Genomic DNA, 26,951 nt, shown 5'->3' with positions numbered 1-26,951 from the left:
GGGCGGGCCCCTAACCCGCGGGGGGGGCCGCCCCCCCGCCGGGGGGTGCCGCGCCCCTCGCCGTGTCCGGCGCTCTCAGTCCTGGAACGCCTCGGCATGCCCCTTGGCCAGGTGCAGGTACATCTCCGCGTTGAGCCGGATACCGGCCCGCTCCTCCTCCGTCAGCGGGCGCCGGACCTTGGCCGGGACGCCGGCGACCAGCGAACCCGGCGGGACCTCCATCCCCTGGGGGACGAGTGCCTGCGCGGCGATCAGCGAGCCGGCACCGATCCGGGCCCCGTTCAGGACCGTGGCGCCCATGCCGACCAGGACGTCGTCCTCGATCGTGCAGCCGTGGACGGTCGCGTTGTGCCCGACCGTCACGCGGTCGCCGATCGTGACCGGGAAGCCGGGGTCGACGTGGACCGTGCAGTTGTCCTGGATGTTGGAGTCCTCGCCGACGACGACCGGACCGCAGTCGGCGCGGAGCACCGCGTGGTACCAGACGCTCGCTCGCGCACCGAGCGTGACCTCGCCGAGGACGACGGAGGTCGGCGCGGTGAACGCGGTCGGATCGACCCGCGGCTCCTTGCCGCCCACGCCCTTGATCAACGCCTCTGTCATCGTTCGCTCCTGATCCCTCGTCGTTGCGTCACGCCCTGCGGGGCAATCTAGCCCCGCCCCATGACGGACATCACAGGGCACCCCCGTGATCAGGTACGACGGCGAGGACTACCGTGTCCGGGTGCCCAGGAACAGAAACACGTTCTCCTCCCTCGCCGCCTGGCGGCGCCGGGTTCTCGCCCGTGCGGTGCAGGGCGGATGGCGCTGGGTGCAGGAGGCCGGTTCCGTCACCGCCGAAAGCCCCGGGCGGCTGCGCTTCCGCAGGCTCGGCGCGGGCACCCGGCTCGCCTTCCCGCAGGGCACCGTCTTCGGCGAGCAGTGGATCGAGATCGGTGAGTGCTGCATCATCGCCGAGCAGGTCACGCTGACCGCCGGGATGCTGCCGGGGCTCGACCTCGGGCCCGACACGGTGCTGACCCTGGGGAACGGTGTCGTGCTGGGGCGCGGCAGTCACGTCATCGCGGACACCACGGTGACGATCGGCTCCGACACCTACTGCGGCCCGTACGTCTACATCACCTCGACCAACCACAGTTACGACGATCCGAACGAGCCGGTCGGCAGACAGTGGCCGCGCTCCGAGCCGGTCGAGATCGGCCCCGGCTGCTGGCTGGGCACGGGCGCGGTGATCCTTCCGGGCGCCAAGCTCGGCAGGAACGTGGTCGTCGCGGCCGGCGCGGTCGTCCGGGGCGAGGTGCCGGACCACTCCGTGGTGGCCGGCGCGCCCGCGAAGGTCGTGCGCAGCTGGGATCCGGAGCTCGGCTGGCAGCCGCCGCTGCGGACGCCGGCGCCGGTACCGGTCCCGGACGGGGTGACCCACGAGCAGCTCGCCGCGCTGGCGGAATGGGACCTCGCGGAGGGATGACCGGGCGCGGGCGGGAGCCGCTCGACGGCCGGGCGTGAGCGGGACACGACGGGACCGCGGTGTGTGAGGCGAACGCCGTACGCCCGCCCGGGCACCCCGGCCCCGGTCAGCCCGTCGCGAGCAGTACCGTGCCGACCAGCGCGAGGCCCGCGCCCGCCGCCTGCACGGCCCGCAGCCGTTCCTTGAGGACCCCGCGCGCGGCCAGCGCGGTCACGACCGGGTAGAGGTTCGCCAGGACGGCGGCGACGGTGACCGGACCGTTCTGCGCCGCGATGGAGTACGTGCCGTTGGCGGCGACGTCGGCGAGGCCGACGAAGGCGAGCGCCGGAAGGGCCGCCAGGACGACCTTCATCCCGCCGCCGCCCTCGGGCAGCGCCCGGCCGCCCCGCTTCACGGAGACGTACAGCGCGCCGCCGCCGACCGCCACGTTGGTGACCCGCTGGACGAACAGCGCGAGGAACAGGCCGGTGAGGGTCGTGGACGCCTCCGCGATGAGGGCCATCACCGAGCCGAACCCGAAGGCCGCCACCAGGGTGAGGAGCACCGCCTGCCGCTGCACCGGCGCGCCCCTCAGCTCCGGTCCGCCGGCCAGCACGATGCCCATGACGGCCACGCCGATCCCGGCGAACTGGAGCAGTCCCGGCCGGTCGCCGATGAGCAGGCCCACCGACACGGGCACGACGACGCCGAGCGAGCCGAGCGGGGAGACCACGCCCATCGGGCCCAGGGCCAGGGCCTTGTAGAACGCCAGCATGGCCACCGGGCCGACCACACCCGCGGCGACCGCGTACCAGAGCCCGGGGCCCAGCTCGCTCCACGCGCCGGTGGCGATCACGATGGCGCCGAGGACCACGACCGCGATCGTCTGCGAGGCGACGACGACGGTCAGGGCCGGCATGCGTCGGGTGAGCAGGCCCCCGCCGAAATCGGCCAGGCCCCAGAGCAGGGCGGTGGCCAGGGCGAACAGCGCGGTCATGGAATCCTCGCAGGGTGGTGGTCTCGCAGTACAGTGCGGTGTACAGCTGAGTACACCGCGATAGACCCCACGGTAGTTCAGTCTGTTGAACTATGTCATCCAAAATATTGGACGGAATGTGTCGGACCTCGATCAGCTCACGCAGTCGCTCGCGCGGAACCTGAAGCGGTGGCGCAATGAGCGCGGTTTCACGCTGGACGCCCTCGCCGCACGGGCCGGGGTCAGCCGCGGCATGATCATCCAGATCGAGCAGGCCCGCACCAACCCCAGCGTCGGCACCACGGTGAAGCTGGCCGACGCGCTCGGGATCTCGATCACGACCCTCCTCGACTACGAGCAGGGCCCGCACGTCCGCCTCGTCCCGCCCGAGCAGGCCGTACGCATGTGGTCCACGTCCACCGGCAGTCAGACCAAGCTCCTCGCCGGCACCGAGGCGCGCGGCCCGCTGGAGCTCTGGTCCTGGACGCTGATGCCCGGGGACGGCAGCGCGTCGGACCCGCACCCGGACGGCACCACCGAACTGCTGCACGTCACGGAGGGCGAACTCACCCTCGTCGTCGAAGGGGAGGAGCACCGGATCCCGGCCGGCACCTCCGCCGTCTTCGAGGCCAACGTGCCGCACGCCTACCGCAACGAGGGCACGGAGAAGGCCGAGATGACCATGGCCGTCTCCATCCCGCCCGTGCGCTGAGACGACCAAACCCGGGGAACGGGCGCCTTGTTAGCGTGGAGCCATGCGCGCACCCATCGGAGACTTCGACAACGCCGTTCCCGCCCCCGACCGCCTCGACCTGCTGACGGAGCCCGTCGCCGACGCGGTCCGCGCGTGGCGGGGCACCGTCCCCGCCGACCAGCTGCTCTACGTGGACACCGACCCGGAGATCGCCGACACGGCCGTCTTCGTCGAACACCACGGACGGGAGCTGCTCGACCAGTCGGCGAACTGCGTGATCGTCGCCGGGAAGCGCGGCGAGGACACCACCCTGGCCGCCTGCGTGGTCCGCTCGGCCGACCGGGTCGACGTCAACGGAGTCGTCCGCAGGCACCTGGGGTCCCGCAAGGTGCGGTTCGCGGCGATGGAGACCGCGACCGGCGAGAGCGGCATGGAGTACGGCGGCATCACCCCGGTCGGACTCCCCGCCGACTGGCCGGTCCTCGTGGACGCGGCCGTCGTCGACACCGAATGGGTTCTCATCGGGAGCGGGCGGCGGCGCGGCAAGCTGATCGTGCCGGGCAAGGCGTTCGCCCAACTGCCCGGCGCCGTCGTCCTGGAGGGGCTCGGCGTCGGCTGAAAACCTCCAGGACGACGGCGCCGGAACGGCCGCCCGGGCGAGACCCGGGCCGTAGGGGCACGGCACCCGCGAGGCAGGGCCCCAACGGTCAGGCCCGTACGCGGGCCCGGGCGGTCAGGCCCGGACCCGGGCCCGAACGGTCCGGGCCCGCGTACGGCTCAGGCGAGGCGCGGGATCTCGATCGCGGGGCAGCGGTCCATGACCATGTCGAGGCCCGCCTCGCGGGTCCGCTCGTACGCCGCCTCGTCGATCACGCCCAGCTGGAACCAGACCGCCTTGGCGCCGATCGCGGCCGCCTCGTCCGCCACGCGGCCCGCGTGGTCGCTGTTGACGAACACGTCGACCACGTCGACCGGGAAGGGGATGTCGGCGAGCGAGGCGTATCCCCGCTCGCCGTGCACCGTCTCGGCCTTCGGGTGGACCGGCACGATCCGCTTGCCGAAGCGCTGCAGCACCGCGGCCACGCCGTACGCGGCGCGCGCCTGGTTCGACGACAGGCCCACGACCGCCCAGGTGTCGCCCGTGGCGGTGAGGATCTTCCGTACGGTGTCCGACTCCGTCGTCGCGGTCTCGACGCTCATCTGCTGCCTCCCGTGGCTCGTCGCTCTCCAGAACGAGTCGGCGGGCCCGGTGATTCCCGCCGGAGCGCTCAGGTCTCCCAGGCGCGCAGCTCGTCCTCGCGCGGGGACTCGACCAGCTCCGGGGCACCGGGCCCGAAGGCCATCACCGGTCGGGTCGGGTCCCAAGGGCGCCACCCCGCGTCGCCGGTCGCCGCGAACCGCGTCCAGGCCCCGTGCATCGCCGCCGCCAGCTCCCTCGGCGCGTCCGGACCGGTCAGCGCCGCCGCCTCGGGCCGGTCCAGGGTGTCGAAGACGAAGGCGATCTCCAGGGCGTGACAGGCGCCGAGACCCATGACCGGGGAACGCCAGCCGAACTCGTACAGAAAGGTCGAGCCGGGACCCGCCGTCCGGGCGTCCGCGACCCGGTAGAGCGGCACGCGCAGCAGCTTGTCCGTCGCGACCGCGCCCAGCAGCTCGCCCGGTGTCTCCCCCGGCCGGCTCGCCCGGTACGCGCGGGCGGTCCGCGCCCGCACCCCCGCCCGCCACAGCGCCGCCCGCAGTGCGAGGCGGCCGATCCGCTCGGTCAGCCCGCCGGGCACGAACCAGAGGCGGTACTCCTCGGTGTTCGTCCCCATGAGGAGGTCGACGTCCGCCGCCGCCCCGTCGCGCAGGGCCACGGCCGGATCGCGGGGGAGGACCTCGCCGTCGACGGCGACCTGGAAGGAGTGCCCGCCGGTCAGCGGCGAACGCCTCCCGGTGACGGCGGTCTGGGCGTCGAGGAGCCGGTCGCGGGGCACCGCGGCCACCGCCCGCGCCGTCGCCTCGACACCCAGGCGCGCGGCGATGGCCCGCGTCGTCCGGCGAGCCTGTTCGCGCGGCACCGCGATCGGCGCCCCGCTCTGGAGCACGGCGCGCCGGAACAGACCCTTGGCGAGCGGCGAGGCGAGCAGCGCGGCGATCGAGATCGCCCCCGCCGACTCCCCGAACACCGTCACCCGCTCCGGGTCGCCGCCGAAGGCCGCGATGTTGTCCCGTACCCAGGTCAGAGCGGCGATCTGGTCGCGCAGCCCCAGATTGGCCGGAGCGTCCGGGAACACCCCGAACCCCTCGATCCCGAGCCGGTAGTTGAGCGAGACGAGCACGACCCCGTCGCGGGCGAACGCCGTCCCGTCGTAGACGGGGACCGATGACGAACCGTGGGCGAGCGAACCGCCGTGGATCCAGACCATGACGGCCCGGCTCCCCGCGCCCTCGCTCCACGGTGCCCAGACGTTGAGGTTGAGACAGTCCTCGCCCTCGACGTCCGGGTCCGGGAGCAGGGCGTCCAGCGGCGGGGCGAACGGACGCTTGGGAGCCGTCGCCCCGAAGGCGACCGCCTCGCGCACGCCCTCCCAGGGGTCGACGGCCTCCGGTGCCCGGAAGCGCCGCGCACCCACCGGAGCCTTGGCGTAGGGGACACCGAGGAAGGAGGCCACACCGCCCGTCAGGGAGCCCCGCAGGACACCGCCGCACGTGGTCACCAGCGGACCGGGAACATCGGACATCGGACCTCCTTCGCCATGACCACGCCGCCCCTGCGCCGGACGACCACCGCGCGGAGCCCCGCACTCAGCGTCGTCGGGGAAGCCGGTCCCCGCGACCCGTGGGCGGCTCCCGGGATCGGGCACCGGCGGCCGCGTGATGTCGGCGACACCGGCGCCGGGACGACCGCCCGGGCGCCGGGCGGCGGGGGACCGCGGACGGCGGCGGGGTCACCGGCGCATAGGGTGGCGGGATGCAGGAGCAGTACCGCACGCTCGCCCGCGAGGGTGTGCACGAGACCGAGATCAACCGCTCGCGCTTCATCTGCGCGCTGGCACCCGTGGCGACCGAGGAGGAGGCGCAGGAGTTCGTCGCGCGCGTCCGCAAGGAGCACCCGACCGCCTCGCACAACTGCTTCGCCTACGTGATCGGGGCCGACGCGGTCGTCCAGAAGGCGAGCGACGACGGCGAGCCCGGTGGGACGGCGGGCGCGCCGATGCTCCAGATGCTGATGCGCCGGGAGGTGCGGTACGTCGCCGCCGTCGTGACCCGCTACTACGGCGGCGTGAAGCTCGGCGCGGGCGGTCTGATCAGGGCGTACGGAGGGGTGGTCGGCGAGGCCCTGGACGCGCTCGGCACGATCACCCGCCGGCGATTCAGGCTGGCCACCGTCACCGTCGACCACCAGCGCGCGGGCAAGCTCGAGAACGATCTGCGGGCCACGGGCCGCGCGGTCCTGGAGGTGACCTACGCCGAGAGCGTCACCATCGGGATCGGTCTGCCCGACGCGGACGTGACGGAGTTCCGCGCCTGGCTCGCGGACGTGACGGCCGGCACGGCCGCGCTGGAGCTCGGCGGCGAGGCGTACGGCGATGCGTGAGGGCGCGCCCCGCCGCGGGCACCCGGCCACGGCCGTGGGAGCGGTCGACGTTCCCGGGTTCCCCGAAGCCCCGGCCGATGTCCGACCCCGCCGATACGCTCCTCGATCATGAGATTCCTGCACACGTCGGACTGGCACCTGGGACGGTCGTTCCACCGGGTCGGCCTGCTCGACGCCCAGTCCGCGTTCCTCGACCACCTGGTGGCCACGGTGCGCGAGCGCGACGTGGACGCGGTCCTCGTCGCCGGGGATGTCTATGACCGTGCCGTGCCGCCGCTCCCGGCCGTCGAGCTCTTCGACACCGCCCTGCACCGCCTCGCCGAGGCCGGAGTGCCGACCGTCATGATCTCCGGGAACCACGACTCAGCCCGTCGCCTCGGGGTCGGCGCCGGGCTCATCGAGCGCGCGGGGATCCATCTGCGGACGGACCCGGCCGGCGTCGGCACGCCCGTCGTGCTCACCGACGCCCATGGAGAGGTGGCCCTGTACGGCCTGCCCTACCTCGAACCCGCCCTGGTCCGGGAGCGGCTCGGGGCCGCCGGGTCCGGGCACGAGGCGGTGCTCGGCGCCGCCATGGACCGCGTCCGCGCCGACCTCGCGCGGCGGCCCGACGCCACCCGCTCCGTGGTCCTCGCCCACGCCTTCGTCGCCGGCGGCGAACCGAGCGACAGCGAACGGGACATCACCGTCGGCGGTGTCGCCGCCGTCCCCGCCGGAGTCTTCGACGGCGTCGACTACGTGGCCCTCGGCCATCTGCACGGCAGCCAGACCGTCACCCCGCGCGTGCGCTACTCCGGCTCCCCGCTCGCGTACTCCTTCTCCGAGGCCGACCACCGCAAGACCATGTGGCTGATCGACCTCGGGCCGGACGGCGGGATCGAGACCGCCGAGCGCGTCGACTGCCCGGTGCCCCGCGCCCTCGCCCGGATCAGAGGCCGTCTGGAGGACCTGCTGGCCGACCCCGCCCTCGCGCGGCACGAGTCCTCCTGGGTCGAGGCGACCCTCACCGACCCCGTCAGGCCCCCCGAGCCCATGGCCCGGCTCGCCGAACGGTTCCCGCACACCGTGAGCCTGCTCTTCGAGCCCGAGCGTGTGGAGGGCGACCCCCTGGCCTCGTACGCGCAGCGGCTGCGCGACCGCAGCGACCAGCAGATCGCGGAGGACTTCGTGGCCCATGTGCGAGGCGGCGCCGGACCGGACGGCGCCGAACGGACCGTGCTGTACGGCGCGTTCGACGACGTACGGGTCGACGCGGCGGAGCGCGAGGTGGGCGCCCGGTGAGACTGCACCGCCTCTCCGTCACCGCCTTCGGGCCCTTCGGCACCACCCAGGAGATCGACTTCGACGCCCTGTCCTCCGCGGGGCTCTTCCTGCTCCACGGGCCGACCGGCGCGGGCAAGACCTCCGTGCTCGACGCCGTCTGCTACGCCCTGTACGGCGCGGTGCCCGGCGCGCGGCAGTCCCCCGGCGCCTCGCTCCGCAGCGACCACGCCCCGACCGGCACGCCCACCGAGGTCACGCTCGAACTGACCGTGGGGGAACGGCGGCTGGAGATCACCCGGCGTCCGGCGCAGCCGCGTCCCAAGAAGCGCGGTGGCGGCTTCACCACCGAGAAGGCGCAGAGCCTGCTGCGGGAGTACGACGCGGGGACGGTCGAGTGGACCGGACTCAGCCGCTCCCATCAGGAGATCGGCGAGGAGATCAGCCAGCTCGTCGGCATGAGCCGCGAGCAGTTCTGCCAGGTCGTCCTCCTGCCTCAGGGGGACTTCGCGCGCTTCCTGCGGGCCGACGCCGAGGCCCGGGGCAAGCTGCTCGGACGGCTCTTCGACACCCGCAGGTTCGCGGCGGTCGAGGAGCGGCTGGCCGAGCTGCGGCGCGCCGCCGAGCAGCAGGTACGGGACGGGGACGAGCGGCTGCTCGCGCTGTCCCACCGGATGGCTCAGGAGACGGGCGGGGCGGCGGTCGAGGAGCGGCCCGGCGAGCCCGGACTCGCCGAGGCCGTCCAGACCCGGGCGGCCGTGGCCCGGTCCGAGGCGCGCGAGGCGCTCGACATCGCCGGCTCCGCCGTCTCGGCGGCCGAGTCCCGCCAGGCCGACGCCCGCCGCACGCTCGACACGGAACGGGATCTGGCGTCCCGTCAGGCGCGGCATGCCGAAGCCCGACGGCGGCAGCGGGACCTGGCGGAGCGCCGTCCCGAGCGGGACACGTGGGAGGCCACGCTGGAGCGCTCCCGCAAGGCCGACCGGGTGGCGCCGGCCCTCGGCCTGAGGGCCGACGCGGAGCGCGAGCACGAGGCCGCGGCCGGGGCCCGCGAGCAGAGCCGCGGCAGACTGCCCGACGAGCTGGCCGACGCGGGCGCCGAGCAGCTGTCCGCCCTGGAACGCCGGCTGCGCGAGGAGCTCGGCGCCCTGGAGTCGGCGCGAAGGGCCGAGCGGCGCAGCGCCGAGATCGCGCAGGAGCGCGCGGTCCTGGAGCGCCACGCCCGCGCCGACGAGGAGATCCTCCAGGAGACGGGCGGCTGGCTCGCGGGCTGGGACGTGCGGCGGGCGGAGCTGACGGCCCGCGTCGAGGCGGCCCAGGAGGCCGCCGCCCGCGCCGAACACCTGGCGGGCCGCCTCGAACCCGCCCGCCGCAGGCTGTCCGCGGCGCGCCGCCGCGACGACCTGGCGGAGCGGACGAGCACCGCCGAGACCCGGCTGACCGCCGCCCGCGAGCGGCGCAACGAGGCCCATGAGACCTGGCTCGACGTCAAGTCCCGTCGGCTGCTCGGCATCGCGGCCGAACTGGCCGCCGCGCTGACCCCCGGAGCCGCCTGCCAGGTCTGCGGCTCGGCCGACCATCCCGCCCCCGCCCGCACCGGCGCCGACCATGTCGACCGCGCCACGGAGGACGCGGCCTACGCCGCCTTCACGCGCGCGGAGGAGACCAGGACCACCGTCGAACGCGAACTCGCCGTCACCCGCGAGGCATGGTCCGCGGCCCGCGCGGAGGTCCTGACGGAACTCGCTCCCGTGATCCCGGCGCAGGGCCGGACCCCCGCCGACGGCGAGCCGGGCGCCGAGGTCCAGGCGGGCCGCGCGCCCGCGACTCCGGGCCCCGGCCGCACGCCCGTCGACGACGAGCCGACGGCCGTGCCCGCCCCGCTCGGCCGGGCGCAGGGCGCCACGGCCGGCGACACGGAGGCGTCGCGGGGGGCGTCCGCCGCGGCGGGCGCCCCCCGCGGCGGCACGACGCCGGGCGCTTCCGCCGGCGGCCGGGCGGCGGTCGGCACGCGTGAAGACATCGCGCCCGTGTCCGGCGGACAGCGCCCCGCGGAGTCGGGGATCGAGCCCACCGTCACCGAACTGGCCGCCGAAGTCGAGGATTTGGCCCGGCGTCACGCCGAGGCGCATGCGCTGGCCGGGCAGACCCACGCGGCGCGGGAGGCGCTGGCGGGCGCCGAGCGCGAGCACGAGAACCGGGTCGCCGCGCAGCGGGACGCCGAGCGACGGGTGGCCGGGCGGACCTCGCAGGGTGAGGCGCTCGATCGCGAGCAGACCGTCCTGGACACCGAACTGGCCAGGGGCCGTGGAGAGTCCGGAAGCGTCGCCGAGCACGCCTCGCGGCTGGAGCGGAGGATCGCCATCCTCATCGAGGCCGCCGAGACCGTCCGCGCCGTGGACCTCACCTCCCAGCGCCTGAAGGAGGCCGACGACCGGCTCGCCGACGCCGCGTTCCGCGCCGGCTTCGACACCCCCGCGCAGGCCGCGGCCGCGCTGCTGGAGGACGGCGAGCGCCGCCTCCTCCAGCAGCGGCTCGACACCTGGCAGGCGGAGGCGGCCGCCGTCGCCGACCGGCTCGCCGAGCCGGAGACGCGGGCCGCCGCCGACCGGCCGCCCGCCGAACCGGCGAACGCCGAAGCCGCGCACACCGCGGCCGAACGGGCCCTGCGGGACGCCGCGTCGGCCCTCGCCGCCGTACAGGACCGGTGCGCGGAACTGGACCGGCTCTCGCAGCGGACCGACACCGAGGTCCGCCGCCTCGGGCCGCTCCGCGAGGAGTACGAGCGGGTCGCGCGGCTCGCCGGACTCACCGCCGGCACCTCGGCCGAGAACGAGAGGAAGATGCGCCTGGAGTCGTACGTGCTGGCCGCACGGCTCGAACAGGTCGCGGCCGCCGCCACCGCCCGGCTCCAGCGCATGTCCTCCGGCCGCTACACCCTGGTCCACTCCGACGCCCGTACGGGCGGCCGACGCGCCGGCCTGGGGCTCCACGTGGTCGACGCCTGGACGGGGAACGAGCGAGACACCGCCACCCTCTCCGGCGGCGAGACCTTCTTCGCCTCTCTGGCGCTCGCCCTCGGCCTCGCCGACGTCGTCACCGACGAGGCCGGCGGCGTCCGGCTCGACACCCTCTTCATCGACGAGGGCTTCGGCAGCCTGGACGACCAGACCCTCGACGAGGTGCTCGACGTCCTCGACTCCCTGCGCGAACGGGACCGCAGCGTGGGCATCGTCAGCCACGTCGCCGACCTGCGGCGCCGCGTCCCGGTCCAGCTGGAGGTGGTCAAGGAACGTACGGGGTCGGTCGTGAGGCTCCGTACGGGAGGCGGCGGGCTCGGCGGCTGATCGGGCGCCGGGCTCGGCGGCTGATCGGATGGCGGGCAGGGCGGCCGGGCCCGGCTGATCGGATACCGGCTCAGCGGCTGATCGGACGCCGGGGGAGGGGCGAGGAGTAGACGACGTTCGTCGTCACCGAGCCGAGCGTGGCGATCTTCCCGGAGATCTCCTCCAGGTGCCGCATGGACCGGGCCGCGACCTTGATCACGAAGCAGTCGTCGCCCGTCACGTGGTGCGCCTCCAGGATCTCCGGAGTGATCTCGACGAGGTCGTGGAAGGGCTTGTAGTTGCCGTTGGGGTAGCGCAGCCGGACGAAGGCCAGGATCGGCAGGCCGAGGCGCTCCTGGTCCACCACCGCCGTGTACCCGGCGATCACTCCGGCCTCCTCCAGCCTCCGCACCCGCTCGGTGACCGCGGACGCGGACATGGACACGGCCCGCGCCAGCTCGGCGAAGCTGGCCCTGCCCTCGGTCTGCAGGGCCTGGAGGATGCGCCAGTCGGTGGCGTCCGGTGCGTATCCGCTCATGAGCGAGATGTAGCAGGGAAATCCCCGGGCGATCAAGAAACGCCCGGGGATTCTCACGGTACGGAAGGCGAGCCGGGCCGGATGCCCCACCCGGCCCGGTGGTCGCCGGCGCGGTCCCGGCGACACCCGCGGCTCGCGACCGGCCCGGTCAGAGGCGCGAGATCTCGTCCACGAGGTCGTCGAGGCCGAGCGGTCCCTGCGACAGCGCCGCCATGTGCCAGGACTTCGCGTCGAACGAGTCGCCGTGCGCCGCCCGCGCGTTGGCGCGGCCGAGCAGCCAGGCCCGCTCGCCCAGCTTGTAGCCGATCGCCTGTCCGGGCATCGACAGATACCGGGTCATCTCGCTCGCGACGAAGGCCGCCGGGCGGCTGCAGTGCTGCTGGAAGAATTCCTCGGCCAGCTCGGGGGTCCACCGCTCGCCCGGGTGGAACGGCGAGTCCGCCGGGATCTCCAGCCGCAGGTGCATGCCGATGTCGACGATCACCCGACAGGCGCGCATCATCTGCCCGTCCAGGTAGCCGAGCCGCCGCTCGGCGTCGGGCAGGAAGCCGAGCTCGTCCATCAGCCGCTCCGCGTAGAGCGCCCAGCCCTCCGCGTTGGCGCTGACGCCGCCGATCGTCGCCTGGTAGCGGGAGAGCTGGTCGGCGACGTGCACCCACTGGGCGATCTGCAGGTGGTGGCCGGGAACGCCCTCGTGGTACCAGGTCGACACCAGGTCGTACACCGGGAACCGGGTCTGGCCGTCGACCGGCAGCCAGGTGCGCCCGGGGCGGGAGAAGTCCTCGGAGGGGCCGGTGTAGTAGGGCGCGGCCGCACCACCGGGCGGGGCGATGTGCGACTCGACCTTCCGCACCCGCTCGGCGAGTTCGAAGTGGGTGCCGTCGAGCGCCTCGATCGCCTCGTCCATCAGGTTCTGCAGCCAGACCCTGACCTCCTCGACGCCCTCGATGTGGGTGCCGTGCTCGTCCAGGTGCGCCAGCGCCTCCCACGGGCCGGAGCCGGGCAGGATGCGCTCGGCCTCGGTGCGCATCTCGGCGAGGAGCCGGTGGTACTCGGACCAGCCGTACGCGTACGCCTGGTCGAGGTCCAGATCCGTGCCGTTGAAGTAGCGCGACCACCGCTGGTAGCGCTCGCGGCCCACCGTGTCGGGGGCGTCGGCCACCGCCGGGGCGTATACGTCGCGCATCCAGTCCCGCAGCGCGGCGACCGCCGCGGTGGCACCCTCGCCCGCCTCGGCGAGTTCGGCGCGCAGTGCGGGACGGAGCGACTCCGGGCCCTGCGCGGCGAAGTCCTCGAACCAGCCGCGGCCGTCGGTGTCCGCGCCCGACCACTCCGTCAGCTGGTCGACGAAGGTCGCGGTCGGCCGGGGGCCGCCCAGCAGCTTGCGCTCAAGACCGAGGGCGAGCGAGGCACGGTAGCCCTCCAGGGCCGCCGGAACCGCGCGCAGCCGCTGGGCCACGGCCTCCCAGTCCTGCTCGGTCTCCGTCGGCATCACGGTGAACACCATCCGCACGCTGTGTGCGGGGGACCGCATGTTGCTGACCGTGCAGAGGCCCTCATCGGCTTCATGGACGGCGAGTTCGGCCGTCAGCCGCTCCCGCAGCAGGCGGCCGCAGCGTCGTTCGGCATCGTCTTCCGCACCGGACCGCTTCTCCGCCTCGTCGAGCTGGGCCAGGGTGCGGCGGGCCAGTTCGGCCACCTCCTCCTGACCGGCCGGCGAGAAGTCGGGAAGGAGACCTGCGCTCTCCTTGACTCCCAGGTATGTACCGGTGATCGGGTCGAGTTCGATGAGTGCGTCGACGTAGGTGTCGGCGACCTGGCGGGGCAGCGCGTTGCTGGAAGTCGTTGGCATGAGGCTCATCCTCGTGCCTCCCGCGTCCTCGCGTCACCCTCATTCGATCTCAGTCGGCTGACAAATGAGCGCCCGGAGAAGGCGGCAGAAGTGGCCCGCACTCCCATTGCTGGAAGATCAGCCGGGTCTCCACGCGGGCCACCTCACGGCGCGACGTGAACTCGTCGAGCACGAGTCGTTGCAGGTCGGCGGGGTCGGCCACGGCCACGTGCACGAGATAGTCGTCGGGTCCCGTCAGATGGAAGAGCGCCCGGGACTCCGGAAGCGCGCGAATGCGTTCGACGAACGGACCGATCAGTTCGCGCCGGTGCGGGCGGACCTGGACAAGGAGGAGCGCTTCGAGCCCACGGCCGAGTTTGGCCGAATCCAGTCGGAGCCGGTGCCCCAGGATCACTCCCGTGCGGCGGAGACGTGCCACCCGGTCCAGGCAGGTGGACGGTGCCACGCCCACCTCGGCGGCGAGTTCGCGATAGGTGGTCCGGGCGTCGTTCTGCAGGAGGCGAAGTATGTGCAGATCGACCGGGTCCAGTACGACAGAATCGGCCATTTGCCGAACGTAGCACGGACATTCGATGCTACTTTCCGGTATCCGTTCACAGTTCCGCCATGCAGACGGACTACGACGCCTCCACCCCCAGGGCTCTGGCCACCGAAGCCGTGCACGCCGGCCGCGAAGACCTCGCGGAGCTCGGGGTGCACGCCCCGCCGATCGACCTGTCCACGACGTACCCCTCCTACGACACGCGGGCCGAGGCCGCCCGCATCGACGCGTTCGCCACCACGGGAGCACGCCTCGACGGGCCGCCCGTCTACGCCCGCCTCGACAACCCCACCACCGCCCGCTTCGAGTCGGCGCTCGCCCGGCTGGAGGGGACCGACTCCGCCGTCGCCTTCGCCAGCGGCATGGCGGCGCTGACCGCCGTCCTGCTCGTCCGGGCGAGCCTCGGACTGCGGCACGTGGTGGCCGTCCGGCCGCTGTACGGCTGCAGCGACCATCTGCTGAACGCCGGACTGCTCGGCACCGAGGTCACCTGGACCGACCCGGCGGGCATCGCCGAGGCCATCCGCCCGGACACCGGTCTCGTGATGGTGGAGTCCCCCGCCAACCCGACCCTCGCCGAGGTCGACATCCGCGCCGTGGCCCACGCCTGCGGCTCGGTGCCGCTCCTGGTCGACAACACCTTCGCCACTCCGGTGCTCCAGCGGCCGGTCGAGGACGGGGCGCGGATCGTGCTGCACAGCGCGACCAAGTACCTGGGCGGACACGGCGACGTCATGGGCGGCGTCGTTGCCTGCGACGAGGAGTTCGCCCGCTCGCTGCGCCAGGTGCGCTTCGCCACCGGCGGTGTGCTGCACCCGCTGGCGGGCTATCTGCTGCTGCGCGGGCTCTCCACCCTGCCGGTACGGGTGCGGGCGGCCTCGTCGACGGCCGCGGAGCTGGTCCGTCGGCTGGCCACAGACCCGCGCATCGCCCGGGTCCACTACCCGAGGGTGGGCGGCGCGATGGTCTCGTTCGAGGTGTACGGAGACCCGCACGACGTGATCGCCGGCGTACGGCTGATCACGCCGGCGGTCAGTCTCGGCAGTGTCGACACCCTGATCCAGCACCCGGCCTCCATCAGCCACCGGATCGTGGCCGAGGGAGACCGGCGCTCCGCCGGTGTCAGCGACCGGCTCCTGCGGATGTCGGTCGGTCTTGAGGACGTCGAGGACCTGTGGCGGGACCTGACCCAGGCGCTCAGCGCTCCGCCTGCTGGTACTCCTCGTACGGCAGACGGTTCCGTGCCGGAGTCGCCCCGAGCCGGGCGGTGATGACGAGGGTGCCCTCCTCGATCTGGTAGTCGAGGGGGAGGTTGAGCGCCCGCATCGCGGCGACCATGCCCGTGTTGGAGGACTGGGTCACCGCGTAGACGCTCTCGCACCCGGCCTCGACGGCCAGGGCCACCAGACGGCCGAGCAGTTCGGAGCCGATGCCCCGGCGCTGCCAGTCGTCCTCGACCATCAGGGCGACCTCCGTCTCGTCGCCGTCCCACAGCAGATGGCCGAGGGCGACGAGCCGGCCGGAGGCCGTCTGCACGGCGAGGGTGCGGCCGAAGCGGGGGCTGAGGAGATGGTCGAGATAGCGGTCGGCGTCGCCGACCGGGCCGTGGTACCGGAGCCCGAGGGTCCGCTCGGAGCAGCGGTCGTGCATGGCCCGGGCCGCGACCAGGTCGGACTGGTCGGCGCGGCGGACCGTGATCTCGTTGCCCTCGGGCAGGGTGAGGACGTCGTGGCTGCGCGGGATGCGCGGGCCGAGGCGGGCGTCGAGCTCGACGAGCGCGCGGGCGCGGGCGAACTCGGTCGGGGTGAACGGCAGATAGGGCCGTTCGATGGTGATGGCTCCGCCGTTCGGGTCGCGCAGCCGCATCACCGTCTCCTCCAGTACGCCCTCGACCGGGGCGGTCTCGCCGGTGGGCCGGCCGGTCAGGGAGACGGCGGGCAGCGAGTGAATGGTGCAGCGACCGAGCAACTGACGCAGTGCGAGCGGCAGTTCGGCCGCGTCGAGCGCGGTGCGGGTGGCCAGGCCGAGCAGCCAGGTCGGCGTGTCCACCAGGTCGTGGGCGTCGGCCCGCTCGATCCAGGTGCTGCGGCCGCCCGCGGCCGCGATCTCGCGGGAGAGCTCGTTGGCCTGCAGTGAGGTCGGGGCGCGCAGCAGGAACTCGTCGACCGTGCCCTCGGCGAGCGGATGGGTCTGCAGGGTCAGGATGTCGACCTCGTGGCGGGCCAGTGCCGTGCACAGCGCGGCGAGGCTGCCCGGGGCGTCACGGACCGTGGTCCGCATCCGCCAGAGGCTCGTTTCGACGGGTGCGTCGTCGTCGGTGCCGGAATCCGGCGGCAGCGGGGTCCTCCCGCTGCCGCCGGGATCACCGGCGGGCGGGGCATGGCTGTGGCGCCGTGCCCACCAGGTGTGGAAGGTGGCCGTGGCGATCAGGGCGATCGCCGAGAACACCAGCATGTACGGACCCTCGGCGCCGCGAACGACGGTCTTGGCGATCGTGTCGGCCACCACCACGGCCGTGAAGAGGGCGGCCAGCTCGATGAGGTCCCGCCGCCAGTGGTGGGGACGGCGGGCGCTCTTGGCGGAAGTCACATCAGTCATGGCTTCACTGTGACCCAACGGTGTTGCGTGATCACGAACGCTTTGTGACTGACGGGTTAAGCGCCCATCTGAGGACTTAGTGACGGAATGAGACCGGTTGTGTCACGTCCTGATCGGCCTTCTGGGGTGGATTGTTCAGCGCCTTCCGCAGCCGCCGGGCCTGCGCCACGACCTGGGAGGAGCCGCCGCGTTCGGCGACCGCGTCGAGCCCCGCCACCTCGGCCCGCGCTCCGCACCGCTCCACGCAGTCGGCGGCCACGGCCAGCAGCTCCCCGAGTCCGCGCACCGGCTTCTGCGCCGCCAGCAGACCGGGCAGCGCACTCGCGAGCACCGCCCATGTGGTGGCGTACGCACCCGTCGCGGCGGACGTCCGGGCGGAGTCGGCGAGGCGGTTGACCTTGACCGTGCCGTCGCCGACGAGCTCGGACAGCCGCTCGCCCAGCCCACGTACGTCGAGATCGCCCCGCGCGGCGAGGACGAGCAGCGTGTCCACGGCCGTGAGCCGATCCTCCGCATGACGGCAGCCGAGGCCGATCGCCACCGCCAGGTGCGTCGCCGGACCGACCGGCCCACCGGACTCCGCCAGCGCCGTCAGACCCCAGGTGACCCCGCGCTCGTCCCACTCGACCCCACCGGCGAGAACCGGCAGCAGAAGGCCCGCGAGGGTCTCCCGGTCGTCCGGCAGGGCGGCCGGCCAGTTCACCCGCTCGCCGATCCAGTGGTGACAGCGATGGCCGGTCTCGCTCTCGGCGCCTCCCAGCCACTGGAACGCCTGCGGGAACTCCTCGCGCACGGCCCTCCGCTCGCGGATCCTCAGCACGACCCGCTCAGCCAGCCGCCACGCCCCCTGTCCCACCTCGGAGCCGCGCGCCAGGAACCGCATGCCCGGCATGAGGGAAGGGTCCGCCGCCAGCCAGTCCGCGAGCCGCTCACCGGCCCTGGTGCCGAGCTCCGCCGCCGCGACCGCCGCGTCCCGCGCCGACGGGCCGGCCTTGTGGACCCGCAGCAGCGCCTGGGCGAGATCCGCCGGGGCCGGTTCGACGCCCGCGTCCCGGTAGACCCGCAGCCGCTCCACCAGTACCGCGGGATCGATCGCCCCCGTGTGCCACGAAGGGGCCGCGAGCAGGAACGGAAGCCGGCCCGAACCGATCACGGAGGCGACCTCCCACAGCCGCGCGTCCACCACCCGGTCCAGCGCCTCGTGCACACACGAGCCGAGGCTGTGACCGTGCACCATCGCACCCTGGATCACCGAGGGCCGCACCATCTCCAGCAGGGCGGCGAGGACGACGTCCACACCGTAGGTGTGATGCCCGAAGGGATCCCGGGGACGGCCCTCCGATGTCCGCATCCAGAACGCGTCCGCGAACGCGGCCGTCACCGCCCCCTTCAGCTCCTCGCGGTGGAGGTGGGCATGACGGACCAGTCCGTCCAGCGCGCGCTCGAACTCCTCGGGCGCGGTCGTACGTCCCTTGGACACGGCCACCAGGTCCTCGACCAGCTCCGCGACCGTACCGGCGGGATCCCGCACGGGCCGCGGACCGGGCACGGGAGGCAGGACCTCCTCGTACGGGAGACCGTCCCCGAAGTCCGCCGCGCCACCGAACAGCTCCTCGGCCGCCTGCCGGTGCACGGCGCTCAAGGAGCTTGCGGCGGCAGCCAGTTCCTCGCGCACCTGCTCGTCCACCTCGGCCAGATGGCGAGCCACCAGCTTCAGCGCTCGTTCCTGGATCCCCGTGTCCTCGTGCCCGAACGAGTCCGCGACCAGGGGCAGCAGGTCGGCGGCGGCGCCGGACCCGCGGCGCAGCTCCCTGGCGAGCAACGACAACTGGGCCCGCACCAGCTTCTTCTCCGTGCGGAAGAGCACCGGCCCCGACATCTCGGCCAGGTCCTGGACGGAGAGATCGCCCTCGGCGGCCAGCCCCGCCAGGACCTCCTGCGCGTAGGCCGCCACGGGGGACGGAGCGTCGGCGGCCATGCCGATCCATTCGGCCGTACGGCCGCGCCGCTCCTCCCCGTTCGTGCCGAGCAGTTGCAGCAGAGCGAGGGGGAAGCGCAGATCGCGCGGCTTCCCGCCGCGCAGCAGCCGCGCGACACAGCCGTCCACCAGCATCGCCCGGTCGAGGACGCCCTCGGCGGCGAGCGCCTTGAGCGCGGTGGGCCAGTGGGTGGGGGCCTCCGGTCCCACAGTCCAGGTCAGCCGGTCGGGGGTCTCGATCATGTCGAAGATCCGGGGTACCAGTACCGGCGTCTGCGGGTCGGCGCGCAGCCGCTCCAGCAGGTGGTGCCCCGTCACCTCGCGGGTCCAGCCCAGGATGTAGCCGTCCGTCGTCGGAACGGCGCAGCCCGAACGCAGGACCAGCTCGTGGACCAGCCGGTAGTCCCCCTCCGCGACGGCCGGCCGCTCGGCGAGCCGCTTGGCCACGTCGCCCAGCCACGCGGGGTCCCGCTCGGCGAGCACCTCCAGGAGGAGGTCGGTGGTCGACCTGCCCCAGTCGTTCAGATCGCGGCCGCCGATCCAGGCCGCCGCGGCAGCCGCACCCGTGTGACACCCGGCGCCGGCGACCCGCAGCGCGCGCTGGACCCTGGACTGCTCGTTCCAGCGGCCCCAGCCCCAGCCGCGGACCTCGGTCCGCAGCGCCTTCAGCTCCGCGAGGGCCGCCTTGCGGTCGCCGGGCCCCAGCTCCTTGAGCCGCCCGGGAACGGCCTCGTCCCGTCCCGCCCGCACGGTGACCAGCAGCTTGTTCACCGCACGTCCCGCTCGGGCCGCGGTGAGCCGCGCCTTCAGCGCGCTCTGGTCGAAGGAGTCGCTCATCGCGCACCTCCGACGGTCACGACTCCGGCCGCGTCCCCGGTCACGGCACTCGGCACGGCACCGCGCCGGGCCATGCGCACCGCCAGCGCGTGCTTGCACGGACCCCGGCGGCCCCGGTAGTCCGCCCACCACTGGCACGTACAGCTCAGCACCCCGCCGGACTCCCTCACCCGGTAGCGCCGTTCGCCGGAGGCGACCGTCGCCAGGTCGCCGTCGAGGACGACCGCCCCCTCGGCGACGAGGGCGCGCGCCGCCACCAGACGGGGGTTGTGCCGCTCGGCACGGTCCGCGTCGTACGGCAGCTCCCGGTGGAAGTACGCCGCGTCCGCCACGTCGTACCCGACGCGGCCCGCGGTGCCGAGCCGGGTCAGCGCGGCACGCACCCGGTCCACCGACAGACCGGCCCGCGCGCCCAGTTCGGCGAGATCGATGCGCGGCTCCCAGGCCAGCAGGACCGAGACCAGCTCGGCGTCCTGCGCCGCCTCCTCCGTGGCCAGCGCCTCCAGGACACCGCCCTCGCCGGAGAAGCCCCGGGAGGCGTCGGGCGACAGCGTGAGCGTGAGACGCATGCCCGGCAGCGTCACCTCCCAGGCGCTCGCGGTGGCGACCCCGTCCGGCACCGGACCGTAGACCCGCAGCGCGATCGCGTGCCGCAGCACCCGCGCGAGCGCCACCAGCCGGTCGGGACCCGGCAGACAGACGGCGCCCGGCACCGGCCGGGTGGTGGGCCGCAGGGTGCGGCCGTGCTGCACGACCCAGAGGGGCCCGGCGCCCCTGCCCTGCGAGCGCGGCAGCGAGCGCAGGAACCGCACGGCCTCCGGGCCCGTCAGCTCCGCGCGCAGATCGAACCCCGCGGACGCCACCTGCGCCTCGGCGAAGCCCCGCAGCCAGCGGTCGGGCAGCGGAACCTTCTTCTCGACGACCGCGCCCTCCAGAGTGGTCACCGCCAGCTCGTCCGGGCCCACCCTCAGATGCAGCGGATCGGTTCCCGTCATCCGGGACAGGGCTTCACGCAGGGGGTTGTTGACGTCGACGTTGGTGGTGCCGTGTCCCGTCTCCGCGCCGTCGAGCCCCTCGCTGAGCACGTCGAGCCGCGCGTACACCCCACCGCAGCCCGAGAAGGACTCGAAGCGCAGCCGGTCGCCGTTCCCCGTCACGACCGGGTCCAGCGAACCCGGCCGTATCCGCTGGTAGTAGCGGGCGGCCGCCACGTCGGCGACCGCGAGCAGACCGCGTGCCGCGATCTGCGGGGACGTCAGGAAGCCGGAGAAGAAACGGGGATGCGCCTCGGCGCCCGCGGGGGTCAGCCCACCGGAGGTCTCCAGGCCGAGCAGTCGGCCGGCACCGGAGGACTCCAGGGCGGACGGGCGTGAATAGGCGAGCGCCTGTACGGATCGCGTCATGGAAAGGACGGTAGGACCCACCACTGACAACGAGCCGGGACCGCGAGGATCAGGGCGTCACCGCGGCCTCGGCCAGGGGGCGTTCCGCCGGCGCACGCCTTCGGCCGGGGGCCCATGCGTCCGCCCCCGTCCTCAGCCGGTGGCGTGCGCCGGCCGGCGTCCCCAGCCGGGGGCGTGCGTCGGCCCGCGTCCTCGGCCCGCGTCCTCGGCCCGTTGTCCCCGCTGCCGCCGCTCAGGCCCCGGCGATCGCCCGCAGGGCGTCGAGATGGCGCCGGTACACGGTCCGGCCCTCGGCGGTCAGGGCCAGCCACGTCCGGGGGCGTCGTCCCACCCGGCCCTTGTCCACCGACACGATCCCCGCCTCCTCCAGCGCGGCCACCTGCTTCGACAGCGCCGAGTCGGTCACCTCCACCAGATCCCGTACGAACGCGAACTCGGCCTTGTCCAGCGGTGCGAGAGCCGCCACGACCGAGAGCCGCACCGGCGACGTCAGCAGCGGCTCCAGATCGTGCCGGGGGTGGGCGCCCTGCTGCTCCGTGGCGCTCACGTCGTGGGCCTCCGCGCCTCCAGCCAAGCCCCGACCGCGGGCGGGAGCGCGCAGCAGACGGCCGCGACCAGCGCGAACGGGACGCTGTCCGCCCACACGTTCAGCCCGAGGACCAGCGCGGCCGCGTAGAGCGCGGCCCAGCCCCCGATGACGAGACCGTGCCGCAGTCCGAAGCTCCGCCGGACGGCCCGCTGGCGGGCCGCGTAGAAGCTCAGCCCGGCCACGACGAGCGCGTAGAGGGTCATCGAGACGGCGGTCACGAGCGGGCTCCGCCACAGCAGGATCGTCGGCACCAGGGCGAGCTGGGTGGCGCCGAAGACCAGCAGATAGCGCCCGTACCAGCCGCTGCGCTTGCGTACCGCGTCCTCCATCGCGCGTGACCGGTGCAACGCCTGCGCCGCGTCCGTGTGTGCGGACATGACGGTCCCCCTCGTCCTCGACAGCAACTACTTTCCACTATGGCAAGTAAATGCCGCCGAGGCAACGAGGGTTGTGGTCACTGGCCGACCCGGCCCGGCTGAAGCGCCCTGCTGAACAGCACGGTTCCGCCCTCGGCGCGCAGCCGGACCGTCAACTCCCCGCTCCCGCCGTCGATGTCAACCTCGCCGAAGTACTGCGGGGTCTCCATCGGGGAGAGGTTCGCCCGCTCCGGCGCCCGTACGAAGACCCGCTCGGGGCCGAAGGTGGCGTCCAGCCTGCTGGCCGGGAAGCCGCCCGCGGCCAGCGGGCCGGAGACGAACTCCCAGAAGGGGGCGAAGTCCTGGAAGGCGGCGCGCTCGGGCGCGTAGTGCTGGGCCGAGGTGTGGTGGACGTCGGCGGTCAGCCAGAGCGTGCCGGTGATCCGCCGGTGCTTGATGAAGCGCAGCAACTCCGCGATCTGCAGCTCCCGGCCGAGCGGGGCGCCGGGGTCGCCCTGCGCGATGCCCTCGATGTCCGCCGAGCCGTCGGGGACGACGAGGCCCAGCGGCATGTCGGCGGCGAGCACCTTCCAGACCGCCCGCGAGCGGCTCAGCTCGCGCTTCAGCCAGGCGAGCTGCTCGGAGCCGAGGATGCCGGTGGTGTCGTCCGCCTGGCGACCGGGGGAGTTGGCGTTGCGGTACGAGCGCATGTCGAGCACGAAGACGTCGAGCAGCGGGCCGTACTGGACCACCCGGTGCATCCGCCCTTCCACGGCGCCACCGCGCGCGTGGAGCGTGGAGACCGGGAAGTACTCGGCGAACGCGCGTGAGGCGCGGGCCGCGAGCACGTCCACGTCCTTCTCCGTGTAGCGGGCGTCGTCCAGGATCTGGCCGGGGTACCAGTTGTTGCGGACCTCGTGGTCGTCCCACTGCACGATCGACGGCACCTGGGCGTTGAAGGCCCGTACGTGGTGGTCGAGGAGGTTGTAGCGGAAGTTGCCGCGGTATTCGTCCAGGGTCTCGGCGACCTTCGCCTTCTCCGGGGTCGTGACGTTCCGCCAGATCCGGCCGTCGGGCAGGGTCACGGTCGGCTGGAGGGGCCCGTCCGCGTAGATGGTGTCGCCGCTGCACAGGAAGAAGTCCGGGTTCAGCCGGCGCATCTCCTCGTACGCCCGGAAGCCGCCGATGTCCGGGTTGATCCCCCAGCCCTGCCCGGCGATGTCGCCCGACCACAGGAAGCGCACCCCGTCGCGGCGCCGCGCCGGAGCGGTACGGAAGGTGCCGACGACCGGTTCGCCGGTGCGGCGCGGGTCGTCCTGGTCCGCGAGCGTGACCCGGTAGTGGATCTGCTCGCCGGCGGGCAGCCCGCGCAGCGCCGTCGTCCCGGTGAAGTCGCTGCCCGCGCCGAGCAGTGGGCCGACGTGGCGGTGGACGCGCCGGAACGATTCGCTCGCCGAGGTCTCCACGATCATCCGGGCCGGCCGGTCCGAGCGGACCCAGACGAGACCCGAGGAGGAGGTCACGTCGCCCGTCTGCACCCCCCACGCGGCCCGTGGCCGCCCCGAGAGCGCCAGCGCCGGGGCGGAGGCCGCGGCACCACCGAGGGTGAGCGCCGCCGACGCGGCGAGCGAGCCGCGCAGCACGCTGCGACGGGCGGGGGACGAGCCGCCGGGGACGGAGTAGGACATCGAAGCGCCTCCAAGTGCTGGGCCGGGTGCATCCGTCGTGCCGTCCTCATGCCTAGCGCCGAGGGACGGCGGACACACGAACCCCACGTGAACAGACCGGACCGGACCCCGTTCGGCCCAGGGGCCGGCCCGGCAGGACGGCCCGGGGAAGCGGCCCTGTTTCACGTCCGCACCCGCCGAGGCCCGCCGCGCTCGGGCCCGGCCACCCGCTCCGGCAGTGGGCCCCAGCGCGCGCCCGCCCCCTCCGGAACCGCCCTGCTCGCCGTCGTCCAGCCCGGCGTCGAGCCCGAACGAAACGAAGTCCTCGTGGTCCTGGACCTGGAGACCGCTGCCGTGCCGGCGTCCAGCACGCTCCCGACGCACTGGGGGACGTACGCGTTCCAGCAGCCCCTCGGTCCGGCCGCCACCCAGGACGACTTCCGCAACGCGGCGCAGGGACAGGAGGCGAGGGCGAAGGCGTCAGCGGCTGCCGTCGAGGACGACCCGGGCGACGAGCGCCGGGTCGTCGTTCATGGGGACGTGACCGCAGCCCGGCAGTCGCACCAGACGGGCGCCCGGCATCGTGTGCTTGGCGCGGACCCCCTGCCGGGGCAGGAGCAGCCGGTCGCGGGTGCCCCAGGCGATCGTGACCGGCACGGTCGAGACGTCCTCCGCGAACCGCACCGTCCGTCCCGCCTCCAGCGTCTCCCGGAAGCCGGTGGCCTCCCGCAGCGCGAGCGTCTCCGCGACCACCGCCTCGGGTGAGCGGCGCCCGGGACGTGCGTAGATCGTGCTCGTCAGCACCGTGCGCCCGGCGGCGCTGCGGGAGAGCCGGTCGATCAGCGGCACGGGCATCGAGAGGGCCGCCGCCCGCATCGCGCGCAACGTGCCGAAGGCGTACCGGCGCTCGCCCTCCGACCAGAACCCGGCCGGGGAGAGGGCCGTGACCGAACGCACCCGCTTCTCTCGGCCCAGTTCGAGGGAGAGGAGCCCGCCGAGGGAGTTGCCCGCGACGTGCGGCCGTTCGATCCCGACGGCCTCGCAGAAGGCGCCGAGCACCGGCACGACCGTCGAGAGGTCGTGGTCCAAGCCCTCCGGCAGGGCGGGCGAGGTGCCGAAGCCGGGGAGGTCGACGGCGACGACGTCGCGTTCGGCGGCGAGGATGTCGAGCACCGGCTCCCACGCCTGCCAGTGGTGCCCGATGCCGTGGAGCAGCAGCAACGGCTCACCCGCGCCCCTGCGTTCGTACGTCAGGGACACGCTCCGCGGACCGCGCGGGGATGGGATCGTGAACGAGATCTGCTCGGACATACGCCTGACTCCCTGACTTAGACACCCTGTCAGCAAGGATTACCGCTCAGTAGGCAGGAGTTCAAGAGTTCGGCCGGAACTGGACAGACTCCGGCCGGTCGGCTGGGATGGGGGAGTGGCGACCGACACTCTGACCGACGTCTTCCAAGAACACCGGCCGATGCTCATCGGCGTGGCGTACCGCATGCTCGGCCGCGTCGCCGACGCCGAGGACGTGGTCCAGGAGGCGTGGCTGCGCTGGACCTCCTCGGACCGCGACGACGTCCGCGAGCCGCGGGCCTTCCTCGTACGCATCACCACCCGCCTCGCGCTCGACCGGCTGCGCCAGGTCCAGTCCCGCCGGGAGTCGTACGTCGGGCCGTGGCTGCCCGAACCGGTCGTCACGGACTTCGGCCCCGCCGTCCCCGACACCGCCGAGCGCGCCATGCTCGCCGACTCCGTCTCGGTCGCCGTGCTCGTCGTCCTCGAATCCCTCTCACCGCTGGAGCGCGCGGTCTTCGTGCTCCGCGAGGCCTTCGGCTTCCCCTACGGGGAGATCGCCACCGCCCTCGACCGCTCCGAGGCGGCCGTCCGCCAGCTCGCCGGCCGGGCCCGCCGCCATGTCGACGAGGGCAGGCCCCGCTACGACGTCGACCCGGCCGAGCGCCGCGACCTCACCGAGCGCTTCCTCGCCGCCGCGGCCGGCGGGGACCTCGAACAGCTCCTGGACCTGCTCGCCCCCGACGTCCGTCTCGTCGGCGACAGCGGAGGCAAGTCCAAGGCGCCCCTGCGGATCATCGAGAACGCGGACAAGGTCGGCCGCTTCCTCGCCGCCGTCAGCCAGGGCGCGGAGACCCTCTACGAGTTCCGCTTCATGGAGCTCAACGCGGGACCCGCGCTGCTCGCGCTCGTCGACGGCAAGCCCGACTCGGTCTTCCAGATCGAGGTGCGGGACGGGCGCATCCAGTGCGTCTACATCGTCCGGAACCCGGACAAGCTCCACGCCGTGGACGTCGACTGACCTGACGGCCTCCCACAGGTGCCCCGTCTCCGCTCCGGAGGCGGGGCGCTTTGCTGCGCGCGGCTCACGGCGGCGCGAACGTCCTGTGAACGATCTACGCCGGACGGGCGCGTTCCCGGGTATCCGCGTCAGGATTGGTCTTGACCAAGGGGGTGCGCCGCCTTATGGTCGCAGAGATAGTGCAGGAACCTTTAATAAACAAGGGCGCGGAAAACCGCCGGGGACACGGCGAATGCGGAGGATCAGGGTGGGGACCACGCAGCTGGAGACGGTGCCGGAGCCGAAGTACTGGCACCTCAAGACCGTGATCGGCGAAGCGCTCGACTCCGACTTCGCGGTCGGTGAGATCCTTCCCAACGAACGCGAGCTCGCCGCCCGCTTCGGCGTCGCCAGGGCCACGCTCCGCCAGGCCCTGGAGCAGCTGGAGCTGGAGGGCCGCCTGCAGCGCCGTCGCGGCGTCGGCACCACCGTCGCACCGCCCCGTGTCGGGGTGGACGTCTCCACCACGCAGCACGGCTGGCCCGGTGTGGCCGAGGAGACCTGGCAGTCCGTGGACTCGGCCACCGCCGTGGCGCCCGCCTCCGTCGCCCGCCTCCTGGACATCGAGCCCGACGAGCAGGTGCACGTCGTACGCCGTCTGCGGGTCACCCAGGGCCAGCCGGTCGCGGCCGAGCTCCTCTACGTGCCGTCCGACTCCGTCCCCGAGCTGACCGCGATCGACACCCCGTCCGGCCAGGCCCGCGCCCGCGGCGTGCTGCGCGAACTCCAGCGGCTCGCCCTGGACGGCCAGGACCGCGCCGTGGAGCTCGGCTCCGCGCGCGCCGACGACGCCAAGGAACTGGACCGCCTCCCCGGCGCCCCGGTCCTCGTCGTCACCACCCGCTACCTCTCCGAGGGCCGCACCGCGGCGGTATCGGTCGCCACCTACCGCGCCGACACCTGCCGCCTGACGTTCGGCGACTCGGGCGACCTGGTGATGGCGTCCTGAGCCGACCGAC

Annotated in this window: 23 protein-coding genes; 9 read left to right on the top strand and 14 right to left on the bottom strand. The window is 73.7% G+C overall.

Translation table 11 applies throughout. The features are described from left to right. Window positions 1-75 precede the first annotated feature (75 nt). The gene (locus tag AB0D99_RS05500) at window positions 76-603 is read right to left on the bottom strand and encodes a gamma carbonic anhydrase family protein (RefSeq protein WP_362357210.1); all 528 of its coding nucleotides are present in this window, start codon (window positions 601-603) and stop codon (window positions 76-78) included. 121 nt (window positions 604-724) lie between these two features. Here AB0D99_RS05500 and AB0D99_RS05495 point away from each other — a divergent pair, with 121 nt between their 5' ends. After that, window positions 725-1,468 carry an acyltransferase gene (locus AB0D99_RS05495; RefSeq protein ID WP_362357208.1) on the top strand — a complete coding sequence of 248 codons (744 nt, stop codon included), beginning with the start codon at window positions 725-727 and terminating at the stop codon, window positions 1,466-1,468. Window positions 1,469-1,574: 106 nt separating this feature from the next. Here the strand turns inward: AB0D99_RS05495 and AB0D99_RS05490 are convergent, their stop codons facing one another. Then, window positions 1,575-2,444, bottom strand: a complete 870-nt coding sequence (locus tag AB0D99_RS05490; protein WP_362357206.1) for a DMT family transporter — start codon at window positions 2,442-2,444, stop codon at window positions 1,575-1,577. A 118-nt stretch (window positions 2,445-2,562) separates the two neighbouring features. Between AB0D99_RS05490 and AB0D99_RS05485 the strand changes: the two genes are divergently transcribed. Both AB0D99_RS05485 and AB0D99_RS05480 read left to right on the top strand, forming a co-directional pair. Next, window positions 2,563-3,135 carry an XRE family transcriptional regulator gene (locus AB0D99_RS05485; protein ID WP_362357204.1) on the top strand — a complete coding sequence of 191 codons (573 nt, stop codon included), beginning with the start codon at window positions 2,563-2,565 and terminating at the stop codon, window positions 3,133-3,135. 43 nt (window positions 3,136-3,178) lie between these two features. Beyond that, window positions 3,179-3,736 (top strand): YbaK/EbsC family protein, encoded by a 558-nt coding sequence (locus AB0D99_RS05480; protein ID WP_362357202.1) that lies wholly within the window; start codon window positions 3,179-3,181, stop codon window positions 3,734-3,736. A gap of 158 nt (window positions 3,737-3,894) precedes the next feature. Here the strand turns inward: AB0D99_RS05480 and AB0D99_RS05475 are convergent, their stop codons facing one another. Together AB0D99_RS05475 and AB0D99_RS05470 are read right to left on the bottom strand one after the other, a co-directional pair. Further along, a complete protein-coding gene (locus AB0D99_RS05475) occupies window positions 3,895-4,317 on the bottom strand; it encodes a CoA-binding protein (RefSeq protein WP_362357200.1) in 423 nt (140 codons plus the stop codon). A gap of 68 nt (window positions 4,318-4,385) precedes the next feature. Continuing rightward, complete coding sequence (locus AB0D99_RS05470; protein ID WP_362357198.1) at window positions 4,386-5,840, bottom strand: carboxylesterase family protein; 1,455 nt, start codon at window positions 5,838-5,840, stop codon at window positions 4,386-4,388. 230 nt (window positions 5,841-6,070) lie between these two features. On the opposite strand from AB0D99_RS05470, the gene AB0D99_RS05465 reads away from it, so the two are divergent. The 3 genes from AB0D99_RS05465 (at window position 6,071) to AB0D99_RS05455 (ending at window position 11,304) form a co-directional block, all read left to right on the top strand. Beyond that, the gene (locus AB0D99_RS05465) at window positions 6,071-6,697 is read left to right on the top strand and encodes a YigZ family protein (protein ID WP_362357196.1); all 627 of its coding nucleotides are present in this window, start codon (window positions 6,071-6,073) and stop codon (window positions 6,695-6,697) included. A 108-nt stretch (window positions 6,698-6,805) separates the two neighbouring features. Continuing rightward, complete coding sequence (locus AB0D99_RS05460) at window positions 6,806-7,978, top strand: exonuclease SbcCD subunit D (RefSeq protein WP_362357194.1); 1,173 nt, start codon at window positions 6,806-6,808, stop codon at window positions 7,976-7,978. Next, window positions 7,975-11,304 carry an SMC family ATPase gene (locus tag AB0D99_RS05455; protein WP_362357192.1) on the top strand — a complete coding sequence of 1,110 codons (3,330 nt, stop codon included), beginning with the start codon at window positions 7,975-7,977 and terminating at the stop codon, window positions 11,302-11,304. Before AB0D99_RS05460 ends, AB0D99_RS05455 begins: the two co-directional genes overlap by 4 nt. Window positions 11,305-11,374: 70 nt before the next feature. Here the strand turns inward: AB0D99_RS05455 and AB0D99_RS05450 are convergent, their stop codons facing one another. The 3 genes from AB0D99_RS05450 to AB0D99_RS05440 all read right to left on the bottom strand — a co-directional run bounded on the left by AB0D99_RS05450 (window position 11,375) and on the right by AB0D99_RS05440 (window position 14,220). Beyond that, on the bottom strand, window positions 11,375-11,821 hold the full coding sequence (locus AB0D99_RS05450; RefSeq protein WP_362357190.1) for an Lrp/AsnC family transcriptional regulator: 447 nt from the start codon (window positions 11,819-11,821) through the stop codon (window positions 11,375-11,377). Between the two features lie 148 nt (window positions 11,822-11,969). Continuing rightward, window positions 11,970-13,673 (bottom strand): DUF885 domain-containing protein, encoded by a 1,704-nt coding sequence (locus AB0D99_RS05445; RefSeq protein ID WP_362357188.1) that lies wholly within the window; start codon window positions 13,671-13,673, stop codon window positions 11,970-11,972. A gap of 49 nt (window positions 13,674-13,722) precedes the next feature. After that, window positions 13,723-14,220 carry an Lrp/AsnC family transcriptional regulator gene (locus AB0D99_RS05440; RefSeq protein WP_329123259.1) on the bottom strand — a complete coding sequence of 166 codons (498 nt, stop codon included), beginning with the start codon at window positions 14,218-14,220 and terminating at the stop codon, window positions 13,723-13,725. Window positions 14,221-14,279: 59 nt separating this feature from the next. Here AB0D99_RS05440 and AB0D99_RS05435 point away from each other — a divergent pair, with 59 nt between their 5' ends. Further along, on the top strand, window positions 14,280-15,485 hold the full coding sequence (locus AB0D99_RS05435) for a PLP-dependent transferase (RefSeq protein WP_362357185.1): 1,206 nt from the start codon (window positions 14,280-14,282) through the stop codon (window positions 15,483-15,485). Here AB0D99_RS05435 and AB0D99_RS05430 read toward each other — a convergent pair. From AB0D99_RS05430 to AB0D99_RS05400, 7 genes are all read right to left on the bottom strand, one after another. Beyond that, window positions 15,412-16,812 (bottom strand): GNAT family N-acetyltransferase, encoded by a 1,401-nt coding sequence (locus tag AB0D99_RS05430; protein WP_362357183.1) that lies wholly within the window; start codon window positions 16,810-16,812, stop codon window positions 15,412-15,414. The genes AB0D99_RS05435 and AB0D99_RS05430 overlap by 74 nt on opposite strands. Before the next feature lie 76 nt (window positions 16,813-16,888). Further along, complete coding sequence (locus tag AB0D99_RS05425) at window positions 16,889-19,627, bottom strand: DUF6493 family protein (protein WP_362357181.1); 2,739 nt, start codon at window positions 19,625-19,627, stop codon at window positions 16,889-16,891. Then, the gene (locus AB0D99_RS05420; RefSeq protein ID WP_362357179.1) at window positions 19,624-21,030 is read right to left on the bottom strand and encodes an SWIM zinc finger family protein; all 1,407 of its coding nucleotides are present in this window, start codon (window positions 21,028-21,030) and stop codon (window positions 19,624-19,626) included. Before AB0D99_RS05420 ends, AB0D99_RS05425 begins: the two co-directional genes overlap by 4 nt. 232 nt (window positions 21,031-21,262) lie before the next feature. Next, complete coding sequence (locus tag AB0D99_RS05415) at window positions 21,263-21,577, bottom strand: transcriptional regulator (RefSeq protein ID WP_362357177.1); 315 nt, start codon at window positions 21,575-21,577, stop codon at window positions 21,263-21,265. Beyond that, window positions 21,574-21,996, bottom strand: coding sequence for a hypothetical protein (locus AB0D99_RS05410; protein WP_362357175.1), 423 nt, complete (start codon window positions 21,994-21,996; stop codon window positions 21,574-21,576). The genes AB0D99_RS05415 and AB0D99_RS05410 overlap by 4 nt, the downstream gene beginning before the upstream one ends. 77 nt (window positions 21,997-22,073) lie before the next feature. After that, window positions 22,074-23,663, bottom strand: a complete 1,590-nt coding sequence (locus tag AB0D99_RS05405) for an alkaline phosphatase D family protein (RefSeq protein WP_362357173.1) — start codon at window positions 23,661-23,663, stop codon at window positions 22,074-22,076. Window positions 23,664-24,122: 459 nt separating this feature from the next. After that, the gene (locus AB0D99_RS05400) at window positions 24,123-24,953 is read right to left on the bottom strand and encodes an alpha/beta fold hydrolase (RefSeq protein WP_362357171.1); all 831 of its coding nucleotides are present in this window, start codon (window positions 24,951-24,953) and stop codon (window positions 24,123-24,125) included. Between the two features lie 115 nt (window positions 24,954-25,068). Between AB0D99_RS05400 and AB0D99_RS05395 the strand changes: the two genes are divergently transcribed. Both AB0D99_RS05395 and AB0D99_RS05390 read left to right on the top strand, forming a co-directional pair. After that, window positions 25,069-25,953: an RNA polymerase sigma-70 factor gene (locus tag AB0D99_RS05395; protein ID WP_362357169.1), complete on the top strand. Its 885-nt coding sequence runs from the start codon at window positions 25,069-25,071 to the stop codon at window positions 25,951-25,953. Window positions 25,954-26,200: 247 nt separating this feature from the next. Next, entirely contained in the window at window positions 26,201-26,941 is a 741-nt protein-coding gene (locus tag AB0D99_RS05390; protein WP_362357167.1) for a GntR family transcriptional regulator, read from the top strand. Window positions 26,942-26,951 lie beyond the last annotated feature (10 nt).

It is taken from the genome of Streptomyces sp. NPDC047971 (genome assembly GCF_040653355.1).
In the GTDB taxonomy this organism is placed as follows: domain Bacteria; phylum Actinomycetota; class Actinomycetes; order Streptomycetales; family Streptomycetaceae; genus Streptomyces.
Note: the sequence above shows the minus strand (reverse complement) of the source record. Positions and strands in the feature narration are given on the sequence as shown.